This window comes from Mycobacterium alsense (assembly GCF_002086635.1).
In the GTDB taxonomy this organism is placed as follows: Bacteria; Actinomycetota; Actinomycetes; order Mycobacteriales; family Mycobacteriaceae; genus Mycobacterium; species Mycobacterium alsense.
This window is the reverse complement of record NZ_MVHD01000008.1, coordinates 22442-36173: the sequence shown is the minus strand read 5'-3', so window position 1 is coordinate 36173 and position 13732 is coordinate 22442. Positions and strand designations below refer to the sequence as shown.

Annotated in this window: 12 protein-coding genes; 5 read left to right on the top strand and 7 right to left on the bottom strand. The window is 70.0% G+C overall.

Annotated features, from left to right (window positions below; all coding sequences use genetic code 11):
- Position 1 precedes the first annotated feature (1 nt).
- Genes guaB through BST11_RS07285 form a run of 3 tightly spaced genes read left to right on the top strand, consistent with a single transcriptional unit; the run spans position 2 to position 4551 of the window.
- A complete protein-coding gene (gene guaB, locus BST11_RS07295) occupies positions 2–1603 on the top strand; it encodes an IMP dehydrogenase (protein ID WP_067323134.1) in 1602 nt (533 codons plus the stop codon).
- Between the two features lie 14 nt (positions 1604–1617).
- Positions 1618–2757: a GuaB3 family IMP dehydrogenase-related protein gene (locus BST11_RS07290; protein WP_083137357.1), complete on the top strand. Its 1140-nt coding sequence runs from the start codon at positions 1618–1620 to the stop codon at positions 2755–2757.
- A 57-nt stretch (positions 2758–2814) separates the two neighbouring features.
- Positions 2815–4551, top strand: coding sequence for a GMC oxidoreductase (locus tag BST11_RS07285; protein WP_083137356.1), 1737 nt, complete (start codon positions 2815–2817; stop codon positions 4549–4551).
- A 2-nt stretch (positions 4552–4553) separates the two neighbouring features.
- On the opposite strand, the gene BST11_RS07280 is transcribed toward BST11_RS07285, so the two are convergent.
- The gene (locus tag BST11_RS07280) at positions 4554–5456 is read right to left on the bottom strand and encodes a TauD/TfdA dioxygenase family protein (protein ID WP_083137284.1); all 903 of its coding nucleotides are present in this window, start codon (positions 5454–5456) and stop codon (positions 4554–4556) included.
- Positions 5457–5521: 65 nt separating this feature from the next.
- On the opposite strand from BST11_RS07280, the gene BST11_RS07275 reads away from it, so the two are divergent.
- Complete coding sequence (locus tag BST11_RS07275; RefSeq protein WP_083137283.1) at positions 5522–6100, top strand: TetR/AcrR family transcriptional regulator; 579 nt, start codon at positions 5522–5524, stop codon at positions 6098–6100.
- Here BST11_RS07275 and BST11_RS07270 read toward each other — a convergent pair.
- The 5 genes from BST11_RS07270 to BST11_RS07250 are packed head-to-tail and all read right to left on the bottom strand — an operon-like array spanning position 6094 to position 12426.
- Complete coding sequence (locus tag BST11_RS07270; protein ID WP_083137282.1) at positions 6094–8460, bottom strand: glycoside hydrolase family 65 protein; 2367 nt, start codon at positions 8458–8460, stop codon at positions 6094–6096. The genes BST11_RS07275 and BST11_RS07270 overlap by 7 nt on opposite strands.
- 7 nt (positions 8461–8467) lie before the next feature.
- Complete coding sequence (locus BST11_RS07265) at positions 8468–9253, bottom strand: beta-phosphoglucomutase family hydrolase (RefSeq protein WP_142276230.1); 786 nt, start codon at positions 9251–9253, stop codon at positions 8468–8470.
- A gap of 22 nt (positions 9254–9275) precedes the next feature.
- Positions 9276–10085, bottom strand: coding sequence for a class I SAM-dependent methyltransferase (locus BST11_RS07260; protein WP_083137354.1), 810 nt, complete (start codon positions 10083–10085; stop codon positions 9276–9278).
- Positions 10082–10900, bottom strand: a complete 819-nt coding sequence (locus BST11_RS07255) for a class I SAM-dependent methyltransferase (protein ID WP_083137281.1) — start codon at positions 10898–10900, stop codon at positions 10082–10084. The genes BST11_RS07260 and BST11_RS07255 overlap by 4 nt, the downstream gene beginning before the upstream one ends.
- Complete coding sequence (locus tag BST11_RS07250; RefSeq protein ID WP_083137280.1) at positions 10897–12426, bottom strand: MFS transporter; 1530 nt, start codon at positions 12424–12426, stop codon at positions 10897–10899. Before BST11_RS07250 ends, BST11_RS07255 begins: the two co-directional genes overlap by 4 nt.
- A gap of 80 nt (positions 12427–12506) precedes the next feature.
- Between BST11_RS07250 and BST11_RS07245 the strand changes: the two genes are divergently transcribed.
- Complete coding sequence (locus BST11_RS07245) at positions 12507–13145, top strand: winged helix-turn-helix transcriptional regulator (protein ID WP_083137279.1); 639 nt, start codon at positions 12507–12509, stop codon at positions 13143–13145.
- Here the strand turns inward: BST11_RS07245 and BST11_RS07240 are convergent.
- Positions 13127–13699 carry a peroxiredoxin-like family protein gene (locus BST11_RS07240; protein WP_083137278.1) on the bottom strand — a complete coding sequence of 191 codons (573 nt, stop codon included), beginning with the start codon at positions 13697–13699 and terminating at the stop codon, positions 13127–13129. The genes BST11_RS07245 and BST11_RS07240 overlap by 19 nt on opposite strands.
- Positions 13700–13732: the final 33 nt, after the last annotated feature.

Genomic DNA, 13732 nt, shown 5'->3' with positions numbered 1-13732 from the left:
GATGACCCGTGGCATGTCCCACCTGGAAGACAGCTCCGACCTGGTTGCCAGCCTGCGCGAAACCCCCGTCCCCGGACTGGCCGACGACCCGGTGCCCACCGGCGGTGACAACCCGTTCAAAGTCGCGATGCTCGGCTTGACCTTCGACGACGTCCTGCTGTTGCCCGCGGCCTCCGACGTGGTTCCGGCGACCGCGGACACCTCCAGCCAGCTCACCCGCAAGATCCGCCTCAAGGTGCCGCTGGTCAGCTCGGCGATGGACACGGTGACCGAGTCGCGGATGGCGATCGCGATGGCCCGGGCCGGTGGCATGGGCGTGCTGCACCGCAACCTGCCGGTCGCCGAACAGGCCGGTCAGGTCGAGATGGTCAAGCGCTCGGAGGCCGGCATGGTCACCGATCCGGTCACCTGCCGGCCGGACAACACCCTGGCCCAGGTCGACGCGCTGTGCGCCAAGTTCCGCATCTCCGGGCTGCCGGTGGTCGACGAGTCCGGCGCGCTGGTCGGCATCATCACCAACCGCGACATGCGCTTCGAGGTGGACCAGACGCGGCCGGTTTCCGAGGTGATGACCAAGGCCCCGCTGATCACCGCGCAGGAGGGCGTCAGTGCCGACGCGGCCCTGGGGCTGTTGCGCCGCAACAAGATCGAGAAGCTGCCCGTCGTCGACGGCCACGGCCGGCTGACCGGGCTGATCACCGTCAAGGACTTCGTCAAGACCGAACAGCACCCGCTGGCCACCAAGGACAGCGACGGGCGGCTGCTGGTCGGCGCCGCCGTCGGCGTCGGCGGTGACGCCTGGGTGCGCGCGATGATGCTCGTCGACGCCGGGGTGGACGTGCTGATCGTGGACACCGCGCATGCGCACAACCGCCTGGTGCTCGACATGGTCGGCAAACTCAAGGCCGAGGTCGGCGATCGCGTCGAGGTGATCGGCGGCAACGTGGCCACCCGGGCCGCGGCCGCGGCGCTGGTCCACGCGGGCGCCGACGCGGTGAAGGTCGGCGTGGGGCCCGGCTCGATCTGCACCACCCGGGTAGTGGCCGGCGTCGGCGCGCCCCAGATCACCGCGATTTTGGAGGCCGACGCGGCGTGCCGCCCGGCCGGCGTGCCCGTCATCGCCGACGGCGGCCTGCAGTACTCCGGCGACATCGCCAAGGCGCTGGCCGCCGGCGCGTCGACGGCCATGCTGGGTTCGCTGCTCGCCGGCACCGCCGAGGCGCCCGGTGAGCTGATCTTCGTCAACGGCAAGCAGTTCAAGAGCTACCGGGGCATGGGGTCGCTGGGCGCCATGGCGGGACGGGGCTCGGGCGGGCAGGCCAAGTCCTACTCGAAGGACCGCTACTTCGCCGACGACGCTTTGAGCGAGGACAAGCTGGTGCCCGAGGGCATCGAGGGCCGCGTGCCGTTCCGCGGACCGCTGTCGTCGGTGATCCACCAGCTGACCGGCGGCCTGCGCGCCGCGATGGGCTACACCGGCTCGCCCACCATCGAGGCGCTGCAGCAGGCGCAGTTCGTCCGGATCACGGCGGCCGGGCTCCGGGAGAGCCACCCGCACGACGTCGCCATGACCGTCGAAGCGCCCAACTACTTCGCGCGGTGAACAGCGAACTGAGCATGGTCGAGATCGGGATGGGCCGCGCCGCCCGTCGCACCTATGAACTCAGCGAAGTCAGCATCGTGCCGTCGCGGCGCACCCGCTCGTCGCAGGACGTGTCGACGGCCTGGCAGCTCGACGCCTACCGGTTCGAGATCCCGGTGCTGGCCCATCCGACCGACGCCCTGGTGTCCCCGGAGTTCGCGATCGAACTCGGCCGCCTCGGTGGACTGGGCGTGCTCAACGGCGAGGGCCTGATCGGCCGGCACGCCGACGTCGAGGCCAAGATCGCCCAACTCGTCGAGGCCGCCGAAAAGGAGCCCGAACCGTCGGCGGCGATACGGCTGCTGCAGGAGCTGCACGCCGCGCCGCTGGACCCGGACCTGCTGGGCTCCGCGGTCGCCCGCATCCGCGAGGCGGGGGTCACCACCGCGGTGCGCGTCAGCCCGCAAAACGCCCGGGCGCTGACGCCGGTGCTGGTGACCGCCGGCATCGACCTGCTGGTCATCCAGGGCACCATCGTCTCCGCCGAACGCGTGGCCCTGGACAGGGACGGGGCTGGGGAGCCGCTGAACCTCAAGACCTTCATCTCCGAGCTCGACATCCCCGTCGTCGCCGGCGGGGTGCAAGACCACCGCACCGCCCTGCACCTGATGCGCACCGGCGCCGCCGGCGTCATCGTCGGCTACGGCTCAACCCGCGGCGTGACCACCACCGACGAGGTGCTGGGCATCAGCGTGCCGATGGCCACCGCGATCGCCGACGCCGCCGCGGCGCGGCGCGAATACCTCGACGAGACCGGCGGGCGCTACGTGCACGTGCTGGCCGACGGCGACATCCACAACTCGGGCGAGCTGGCCAAGGCCATCGCCTGCGGCGCCGACGCGGTGGTGCTGGGCACCCCGCTGGCGGAGTCCGCCGAGGCCCTCGGGGGCGGGTGGTTCTGGCCGGCCGCGGCGGCACACCCGTCGTTGCCGCGGGGCGCGTTGCTGCAGATCGCCGTCGGCGAGCGCCCGCCGCTGGCGCGGGTTCTGGGCGGGCCGTCCGACGACCCGTTCGGCACCCTGAACCTGGTCGGCGGGCTGCGCCGGTCGATGGCCAAGGCCGGCTATTGCGACCTCAAGGAATTCCAGAAGGTCGGGCTGACGGTGGGGGCCTAGCCGCCCGCTGTCGGGCTCGCTGGTTTAGTACCGGCCGGTATGCCCATACTGGTGGGCATGAAGCCGGATTACGACGTCCTGATCATCGGTTCGGGGTTTGGGGGCAGCGTCAGCGCGTTGCGGCTGACCGAAAAGGGCTACCGGGTCGGCGTGCTGGAGGCCGGGCGGCGCTTCGCCGACGAGGAGTTCGCCGAGACCTCCTGGGACCTGCGCAAGTTCCTGTGGGCGCCCCGGCTCGGCTGCTACGGCATCCAACGCATCCACCCGCTGCGCAACGTGATGATCCTGGCGGGCGCGGGGGTGGGCGGCGGTTCGCTGAACTACGCCAACACGTTGTACGTGCCGCCGGAGCCGTTCTTCAAGGACCCGCAATGGTCGCAGATCACCGACTGGCGCGACGAGCTGATGCCGCACTACGAACAGGCGCGGCGCATGCTCGGCGTGGTGGAGAACCCGACGTTCACCGACGCCGACCGCCTGGTCAAGGAGGTCGCCGACGAGATGGGCTGCGGGGACACCTTCGTGCCCACCCCGGTCGGGGTGTTCTTCGGGCCCGACGGCACCAAGACGCCCGGAAAGACCGTGCCCGACCCGTACTTCGGCGGCGCCGGCCCGGAGCGCACCGGCTGCCTGGAATGCGGCTGCTGCATGACCGGTTGCCGCTACGGCGCCAAGAACACGCTGGTGAAGAACTACCTGGGGCTCGCGGAATCCAATGGGGCACAGGTTATTCCGATGACGACGGTGAAGGGATTCGAGCAGCGCCCCGACGGGCTGTGGGATGTCCACACCGTCCGCACCGGGAGCTGGCTGCGCCGCGACCGGCGCACCTACACCGCCGAGAACCTGATCCTGGCCGCGGGCACCTGGGGCACGCAGCACCTGCTGTTCAAGATGCGGGACAAGGGCAAGCTGCCGCGGCTGTCGAAACGGCTGGGCGTGTTGACGCGGACCAACTCCGAGTCGATCGTGGGCGCGGCGACGCTGGAGGTCCGGCCCGACCTCGACCTGACCCACGGCGTGGCGATCACGTCGTCGATCCATCCGACGTCCGACACCCACGTCGAGCCCGTCCGCTACGGCAAGGGCTCCAACGCGATGGGGCTGCTGCAGACCCTGATGACCGACGGCCACGGTCCGGGGGGCACCGACGTGCCGCGGTGGAAGCAGCTGTGGGACCAGGCCCGCGAGGATCCGCGCGGCATCATCCGGATGATCAACGTGCGCCAGTGGAGCGAGCGCACGGTCATCGCGCTGGTGATGCAGCACCTGGACAACTCGATCACCACGTTCACCAAGCGCGGCAGACTCGGAATCCGTTGGTACACAAGCAAACAGGGTCACGGCGAGCCGAACCCGTCGTGGATCCCGGTCGGCAACGAGGTCACCCGCCGCATCGCCGCCAAGATCGACGGCGTGGCCGGCGGCACGTGGGGCGAGCTGTTCAACATCCCATTGACCGCGCACTTCTTGGGCGGCGCGGTGATCGGCGACAGCCCCGAGCGCGGCGTCATCGACCCCTACCACCGCGTCTACGGCTACCCAACGCTGTTCGTGGTCGACGGCGCGGCGATCTCGGCGAACCTGGGCGTGAACCCGTCGCTGTCCATCACCGCGCAGGCCGAGCGCGCCGCCTCGCTGTGGCCGAACAAGGGCGAGAACGACCAGCGGCCGCTGCAGGGCGACACCTACCGCAGGCTGGATCCGGTCGCGCCCGCGCACCCGGTGGTACCCCTCGACGCACCGGGGGCGCTGCGCTGGCTGCCGATCGATCCGCTCAGCACGGCGGGCTGACGCTAACTGGCGATCGCCTGGAGCGGGGCGCCGCTGATCACCCGGCTGCGCTGCCGGTGCACGTTGACGGGCACGTCACCCATCAGCGTGACCCGGTGCATGAGCCGGCGCTGGCCGTCGTAGTCGTCGATGGCCCGGTGCTGGGTGGCCCGGTTGTCCCAGATGGCGACGTCGCCGGGCTTCCAGTTCCAGCGAACGGTGTTCTCGGGCATGGTGATTCGCCGCTGCAGCAATTCGAACAGGACGGACGATTCGTAACTGTCCAGGCCGACAAACCCGCGCACGAAATCGCCCAGCAGCAGGGTCCGCTCACCGGTCTCCGGATGCACCCGCACCACGGGATGCTCGGTGCGGAAATCGGGCTTGTCGAACGCCTGCCGGAACGCCCGCTGCGCCTCGGTCAACCATTCGTCCGAGCCGGGCGTGACGTAGTCGTAGCGGTTGCTGTGCAGCGCCCACAGGTCGTCGACGAGCCACGTAAGCGGCTCGGGCAGGTCGTCGTAGGCCGCCGCCGTCGACGCCCATAGCGTCGAGCCCCCATAGCTGGGCAACGTGACCGCGCGCAGGATCGACACCGCGGGGTAGTTGGCCACGAAGGTGACGTCGGTGTGCCAGCGGTTGGCCTTGCCGTAGTCGGAGTCGATCGGCGTGATGATCGGCGCGTCCTTACCGGCGAGGGCGCCGGCCGCGGGATGGCCGATCGGGGTGCCCAGCAGCTCGCCGAACGCCAGCTGCTGTCCGTCGTCGAGGTGATGCTGCCCGCGGAAGAAGATCACCTTGTGGGCCAACAGCGCCCGGTGGATCTCCGCCACGGTGGTCTCGTCCAGGTCGCCACCGAGGCGCGCGCCGTCGATCCGCGCGCCGATCCGGCTGCCCAGCTTGGTAACGGTGATCGAGTCGGTCATTTTCGTTTCGTCCTTTTTCGCCGAAGTCGGTGTAGTCAAGCGACTACATGAGCTAGTGTAGTCATATGACTACACGTTCGGCAAGTACCCGTCGGAAAATGCCCACCGGCCGCGAAGAGGTGGCCGCGGCGGTCCTGGAGGCGGCCATCGAACTGTTCGCCGAGCGCGGCCCGGCCGCGACGTCGATCCGCGACATCGCCGCCCGGTCGGGGGTCAACCACGGGTTGGTGTTTCGGCACTTCGGCACCAAGGAGCAACTGGTCGGCGCGGTGCTCGATCACCTCGGCGCGACGACGACGGCGCTGCTGCAGAGCGACCCGGGCCCCGCGGAGGCGGAGCGGGCGCTGGACCGGCACATGCGGGTCATGGCGCGCGCCGTGCTCGACGGCTATCCGGTGGGCAGGCTGCAGTCCCGGTTTCCGGGTGCCGCGCAGATGTACGACGGCATCCGCCCCCTTTTCGGCCCCGGCCGCGACGGGGACCTCGGCGCGCGCCTGGCCGTGGCGAACGCCTTTGCGCTGCAGTTCGGTTGGCGGCTGTTCGCGCCGTTCCTCCGCTCGGCGGTCGGCATCGACGACCTGGCGGACGACGAGCTACGCGGGGCCATCTCCGCCGAGATGGCCCGGACCCTGCAGCCTCACTGAGTGCGGGCCAGGGCGCGCCGGTGCAGCGGCTCGCGGCCCGGCGGCTGCTGCGGCGGCGGCAGCAGCGGCTTGCGGATGCGCACGGAGACGGTCGTCGGCGACTCGGTGCTCAGGGTGAGCTGCTGACCCGCGTGCCGGATGGTCAGGTCGTGCTCGGGCCCGTCGTGCACCGTGTAGGTGACCTCGGCGTGGTTGACGTCGACGGTCAGCCGGAAGTCTCGCCAGCGCAGCCGGAAGCGCAGCCGCGAAATGCCGTCGGGCAGCCGCGGATCCAGCGAGAGGATGCCCTCGTCGTCGCGCAGGCCGCCGAACCCGACCACCAGCGTCATCCAGGCCCCGGCGAGCGAGGCCATGTGCAGCCCGTCGCGGGTGTTGTGGTGCAAATCGCGCAGGTCGATCAGCGCGGCCTCGTAGGCGTAGTCGTGGGCGAGCTCCAGGTGGCCGACCTCGGCGCACATCACGGCCTGCGAGCAGGCCGACAGCGACGAGTCGCGCACCATGCGCCGCTCGTAGTAGTCGACGTTGCGCGCCTTCTGCTCGGGGGTGAACGCGTGGCTCTGCCACTGCATCGCCAGCACCAGGTCGGCCTGCTTGATCACCTGCGCGGGGTACAGGCGCACGTAGGCCTCGTGCAGCAGCAGCGGATAGGTCTGGTTGCCCTCGAAGTCCCACTCGGCGAAGGTGGTGAAGCCCTCGCACTGCTGGTGGACGCCCAGCTCCGCGTCGTAGGGGATGTTGACGGCGTCGGCCGCGTCGCGCCAGGCGGCGGCCTCCTCGGTGGTGACGTCCAGCGCCGCCGCCTCCTCGGGGTGGCGGTTGCAGGCCTCGGCGGCGGTGACCAGGTTGTGCGCCGCCATCAGGTTCGTGAAGACGTTGTCGCGCACGACCGCGGTGTACTCGTCGGGACCGGTGACGCCATCGAGGTGCCACACGCCGTGCCGGTCGTGGTGCCCGAGCGACATCCACAGCCGGGCGGTCTCGACCAGCACCTTCAGGCCGCACTCCCGCTCCAGGCTGTGGTCGCCGGTGACGATGCGGTAGCGCTCGAAGGCCATCGCGATGTCGGCGTTGATGTGCCAGGCCGCGGTGCCGGCCGGCCAGTACGCCGAGCACTCCTGCCCGCGGATGGTCCGCCACGGGAAGCTGGCGCCGTCGAGGCCGAGCTCGGCCGCGCGATCCCTGGCGAGGTCCAGGGTCGAGGCCCGCCACCGCAGCGCGTCGGCCACGGTGTGCGGGGCGGTGTAGGTCAGCACCGGCAGCACGTAACCCTCGGTGTCCCAGAAGGCGTGGCCGTCATAGCCGGTTCCGGTGAGCCCCTTGGCGGGGATGGCGCGGCGTTCGGCGCGGGCGCTGGCCTGCAGCAGGTGGAACATCCCGAACCGGACCGCCTGCTGGGATTCGGGGTCGCCCTCGACCTCGACGTCGGCGTTTTCCCAGAACTCGTCGAGGTAGGCCCGCTGCGAGTCCAGTAGCCCCTGCCACCCGCTGTAGCGGGCGCTGTGGATCGCGGCGGCGGCCTGGTCGCGCAGCGCCGGGCGGGAGCGGATGCTCGACCAGCCGTACGCCAGGTACTTGACGATGCGCAGCTTCTGGCCCGCGCGCAGCCCGCAGATGACCGTGGTGCGCGCCAGGTCCGGCCGCGCGTCGGTGCTGAACTCGACGCGCCCGGGAACCTCGATCTCGTGCTCCATCGCCGCCGACATCATCAGCGCGCTGCTCCGCGTCCGGTGCATGAGAAGCGCTCCGGTTTCGGTGTTTTCGTGGTCGACGGCCTCCAGCGGGTTCTCCAGGATGGCCGACACCCGCGGGTCGTCGGAGGTCTCGGGCTGGTCCTCGTTGGTGACCAGCTCGGACTGCACGGTCACGCGGACGAACTCCTCGACCGCCTCCACCACGTACTCGATGGCGGCGACGCCGCGGTGGGGCAGGGAGACGAGCCGGGTGGACACGACGCGGACTTGCTTGCCCGCCGGCGAGCGCCAGTGCGCCCGGCGGGTCAGGGTGCCGGCGCGCAAATCCAGGATGCGCTCGTGGGAGATCAGCTCGCCGTAGCGGACGTCGAACGGCTCGTCCTCGACCAACAGCCGGATGATCTTGCCGTTGGTGACGTCGACGATCGTCTGGCCGGCCTCCGGATAGCCGTAGCCGGCCTCGGCGTAGGGCAGCGGCCGGATCTCGTAGAACGAGTTCAGGTAGGTGCCCGGCAGGCCGTGCGGCTCGCCCTCGTCGAGGTTGCCGCGCAACCCGATGTGCCCGTTGGACAGGGCGAACAGGGATTCGGACTGGGCCAGCAGGTTCAGGTCGAGCCGGGTTTCGCGGACCTGCCAGGGTTCGACGGGGAAGGCTTCCTCGGTGATCATCGGGCGATCATGCCAGCAGGTCGGCGAGATCGGTGACCACCACGTCGGCGCCGTTGCGGCGCAGGTCCTCGGCCTGGCCCACCCGGTCGACGCCCACCACGTAGCCAAAGTTACCGGCCCGGCCGGCCTGCACGCCCGACAACGCGTCTTCGAAGACGGCCGCGGCCTCGGGGTCCACGTCGAGCAGCTGGGCCCCGCGCAGGTAGGAGTCGGGGGCCGGCTTGCCGGCGATGTGCTCGTCGCGCAGCGTGATGCCGTCGACCCGCTTGTGGACGAGCCGGTCGAGGCCGGTGACTTCCAGGACGTCGCGGGTGTTGGCGCTCGACGACACCACCGCGATGCCCAGGCCCGCGGACGAGACCGCCTCCAGGTAGCGGCGCGAGCCCTCGAACACCTTGACCCCGTCGTCGTGCAGGACCTTCTGGAACATGTCGTTCTTTCGGTTGCCCAGGCCGTATATCGTCTCGGCGTCTCCCGCGTCGTCCGGGCTGCCCTCGGGCAGCTCGATGCCGCGGCTGGCCAAGAACGACCGGACCCCGTCCTCGCGCTTCTTGCCGTCCACGTATCGCCGGTAGTCGGCGGCCGCGTCGAAGGGCACGAACTTGTCGCCGGTCTTCTTGGCCCGTTCGGACAGGAACGCGTCGAACATGGCCTTCCAGGCCTTGGTGTGCACGCTCGCGGTATCGGTGAGCACACCGTCGAGGTCGAAGAGACAGGCGCGCACCTTGTCTGGCAGGCCGAGCACGGGGACCTCACTCTCGGTGTCGGGGTCGGGCGACCTCCACTCCACCATGCTTACCCGAGCGCCGCCAGTGTCACGTGATCGCGCGGGCGAGCCCCTGGACGGCTCTTAGGCGACCGTCGGATAGGGCCTGGGTGAGGTTTTCGACCTTGCGCGCGAAGTCGGGGACGAAGGCGTGCAAGCCCAGCGGGTTGGCGGGCTGGGCCAGCATGGCCCGCATCAGCGCGGCCGCCTGGTCGGTGAGGTCGTTGAAGTGTCCGATCGCAAACCCGGCGGCCTCGACGACGGCGCGCAACCCATCGACGGTGACCAGATGGCTGCGCGCGGGGTGATCGGCCCACGGCTGCGGGTAGTCGAGTTCGCCGTGGTCTCCAATGACGATGTCCCACAGGGCGAGCCGCCCGCCGTCATGCAATACCCGGCGCGCCTCGGAGTACAGGCGCGCCTTGTCGGCCACGTTCATCTGGACGTGCTGGCTGATGACGACGTCGAAAGTGCCGTCGGCGAAGGGGAGTTCGGTGACGTCCGCCGGACGAACGCAGATCCGGTCGTCGAGCCCCACGAGCCTGTTCAGCCAACGGTTGGTCTCGCAGTATTCGTCGGTGAGGTCCACCGCGGTGACCGGGCAGCCGTAGCGGGCGGCGACGTAGCGGGCGGTGCCGCCGACGCCGCCGCCGGCGTCGAGGACCGCACTGTCACTCGTGATTTGGGCCAGGTCCACCAGCTGGGCGGTGGCGATACGGCCCATCGTGTGGAAGTCCTCCAGTGCGGCCAGATCGGCGGGTTCGAGGCGATCGAGGTCCTTGCCGGCGGCGACCAGCGCGCGCTCGATGTTGTTGCGCGACAAGCCCGTCGAGTATTGGCTCTGGATCGTGGCGTTCATGCCCGTGCCCTCGCCCACGCGGTGATGAGGGGAGGCATCGTGATGACGGCGTTGGCCGCGAGCGCCTCCCGGCGGAACCGCGGCACGAACTCGTCGATGTCGGCCAGCTCGTCGATGGCGAAGCCGCCCCGTTCGGCGATGGGGGAGACCAGCCGCCAGACCTCGGCGGCGTAGGCCAGGATGTCGGCGTCGGCGACGGTGCCGATCGGCGTGCCCAGGGTCAACCGCGGTGCGCCCAGGCCGGCGTCGGAGAAGACCGTGTGCAGCGTGGTGCCGAATCGCGCGCTGAGCCCCATGGCTTCGAAGGCGCGAACGATGCCGGCCGTGACCCGTCCGAACAACGGCAGTTCCGGGATGCTGCGCGCCCCGGCGATGTCGTTCTCCGAAAACGCGATGACACCGCCGGGGCGCACGAATGCGGCGAGGTGTCGCAGGGTCGCGGCCGGGTCGGGCAGGTGCATCAGGATCAACCGGCCGATCACCGCGTCCACTGGTTCGTCCAGGGTGATCGCGTCGATCGCGGCCTCGGTGAAATGCGTTGTGGTCAGGCCTTGTTCGGCGGCGCGTCTGCGGGCCAGCGCGACCATGTCTGGCGCCGCGTCCACGCCGAGGACGCTTCCGGTCGGGCCGACGAGCCGGGCGGCGACGAACGACACGTCGCCGGGGCCGGAGCCGATGTCGAGCACCCGCATGCCCGGGCGCAGCCCGGCGAGCCGCAGCGCGTGTTCGGTGTAGTGGTCATAGAGCCGTCCTTGGAGGAGCAGGCGTTGCACCTCCACGTCGGCATGGCCGAGGACGTAAGTGCTGTCGCTCATGACATGATCCTTTCGGTTTGACGTGCCGGCTCCCGGGACGGCAGAAGCCAGCCGACGACGAGCGCCGCGCCCGCCGCGATGCCCGCGCAGACCAGCGAGCTGACCCGCAGGCCGTCCAGGAACGCGTGGTCGACGGCGGCTCGGACATAGCCGGCCCGTTGGGCGGGCAGCTGCCCGATCACCGTGTGCGCCAGCGCCATCGAGTGCCGCATCGCGTCGGCGGGCAGGCCCGCCAACGCGGCGCCCCCGAGATGTCCGGAGTACACCGACGCGAAGATGCTGCCGGCGATGGCCACGCCGAGGGTGCCGCCGAACTCACGCGTCGTGTCGTTGACGGCCGACCCGAGGCCGGCCTTGTCGATGGGCAGCGATCCCATGATCGCCTCGGTGGCCGGGGCCGTCGTCAGGCCCAGGCCGCCGCCGAGCAGCACCATCTGCATGGCGATCTGGTCGTAGGGCGTGGCGGCGTCGGCCGTGGACGCCCAGGCCAGGCCGGCGGCGAACACGGCGAGCCCGGCGGCGACGACGGCCGTGGTGCCGACGCGCTCCACCAGTCGGGGTCCGGCGATGCTGGCCAGCGCGATGGAGGCCGCGACCGGCAGCAGGCGCACACCACTCTGAAATGCCGTGTAGTCCTTGATGAATTGGAAGTACTGGGTGATGACGAAGATGAACCCGAACAGGGTCAGAAAGCCGGCGGTGACCGCGAGGCTGCCCCCGGAGAAGCGGCGGTTGACGAACACCGAAACGTCCAGCATCGGATGGGTGCTGCGCCGCTCCCACAGGGCGAACACGACGAGAACCGTTGTGGCGAGCGCGAATCCGGTGACGGTGCGGTGGCTGGTCCAGCCCCGGGTGGGCGCCTCGATGACCGAGTAGACCAGCATCGTGATGCCGGCCACGGACAGCATCAGGCCGGGGACGTCGACGCGCGGTGCCGCGGGGTCCCGTGAGGTCGGGACGAACAAGATGCCGCCGACGATGGCCAGCGCCGCGATCGGGATGTTCACCATGAAGATCGAGCCCCACCAGAAGTGCTCGAGCAGCCAGCCCCCGCTGATCGGGCCCACGGCCACCCCGACGCCCACCATCGCCGCCCACACTCCGATGGCCTTGGCGCGCGCCACCGCGTCGGTGAAGATGTTTGTGATCAGGCCCAGCGTGGTGGGGAAGATCACCGCGGCGCCAACGCCCATGGCCGCGCGCGCCGCGATCAGCGTGTCCGCCGAATTAACCTGGGCCGCAACGCCGGAAGTGACCGCGAATAGGGCCAGGCCGAGGCTCAGCGAGCCACGCCTGCCATAGCGATCGGACAGGCTGCCGGCCGACAGCAGCAGGCCGGACATCACCAGCGTGTAGGCGTCGACGATCCATTGCAGCTGGGCGGTGTCGGCGCCGAGTTCGCGCGACAGGGTGGGCAGCGTGACGTTGACGATGGTGGCGTCGACGCTGATGACGAAGACGCCGAGGCAGATGACGGCGAGGGCGGGGAGCGGGTGATTGCGGAAGAGCGGCTCGGCGCGCATGGACAAGACGGTAAAGTAGATAGACAAATAAATCAAGTAGATGATTGAAAATAATTTCTGGTGTCGGTAAAGTCGGGAGGGTGCGGGCCCGCAAGTACAACCAGAACTGCCCCATCGCCATCGGCCTCGACATCCTGGGCGAGCGGTGGACGCTGCTGATCCTGCGCGAATTGGTCGGCGGGCCGCGCCGCTACGGAGACCTGCGCGCCGCGCTGCCGGGCATCGCGACCAACCTGCTCGCCGAGCGGCTCAAGGAGCTGCAGGGCGACGGGCTGGTCGACCGCGTCGACCTGCCCGCCCCCATCGGACGGACCGTCTATGCGCTCAGCGAGCTCGGCTGGACGAAGGTGCTACCGATCCTGCGGAGCATCGCGTGGTTGGGTCTGGACCGGCTTGATCCGGTCGACAGCGGCCCGGTCTCGCCGCTCAACGGATTCCTCGCCGGAGTGCTGCTGCCCTTCGAACCCGGCGTCACCGACGGTTTGGACATCACCTGCCGCGTCGAGATCGACGGTCGCCGTTTCGATTTCGCGGTGAGCGACGGCCATCTCGCCGCCCCGCACGGCGATCCCGCGGTGACGATCACCGCCAGCGCGGCGGATCTCGTCGTCGCGCGTCAGGGATCCACCGAGGCCAAGCGCAGGGCGGCGCTGCGGCGCGTCGGCGTCGAAGGCGACCCGGATGCCGTCGCCGCGGTGCGTCAGGCGTTCGCGCTGTAGGCGTGGGCGAGCACCTCGTCCACCGTCCATTGGTCGTTGGCGTGGCGGCCGCGCTTGCACACCAGGACCTTGCCGTCCGTGCCGATCAGGAAGTCGCCGGGTAACCCGAGGCGGCCACCGGTCGGATGCGGGTTGGTCAACGGGCGGCGAGTCCGGATACGGCCGACCTGCTCACGGGCAATCGGTGCCAGCACGGGCGCCAGCGAGCGCGGGTCGAGCACGGCTCGCGGCGACGTGCCGACGCCGAACTCGGCATAGAGCGCCTTGTCCGGATCGCCAACCACCGCGAACGGCAGGTCGTCGACGTAGCGAGCCAACTCCTCATCGGTCGAGTGGAACACGACGACCTCGCGGACACCCGCCTTGGCGATCTCCTCGTGTCGACGAACGATCGACTGCAGGTGGACATTGCAGATGGGGCAGCCGGCGAAGCGGCGCAGTTGAAGGTGTACGAGGCGCTCGGGGTCGGGAATCGCGACCGCGTCGCCGGAAACAGCGGTGAGTTTGCGCGCGGGGATGACGCTGCCCGGTCCGATCGTGGCGTCGTTGCTCATGCAGACAAATGTACGGCGTGATTCAGGCTGTGC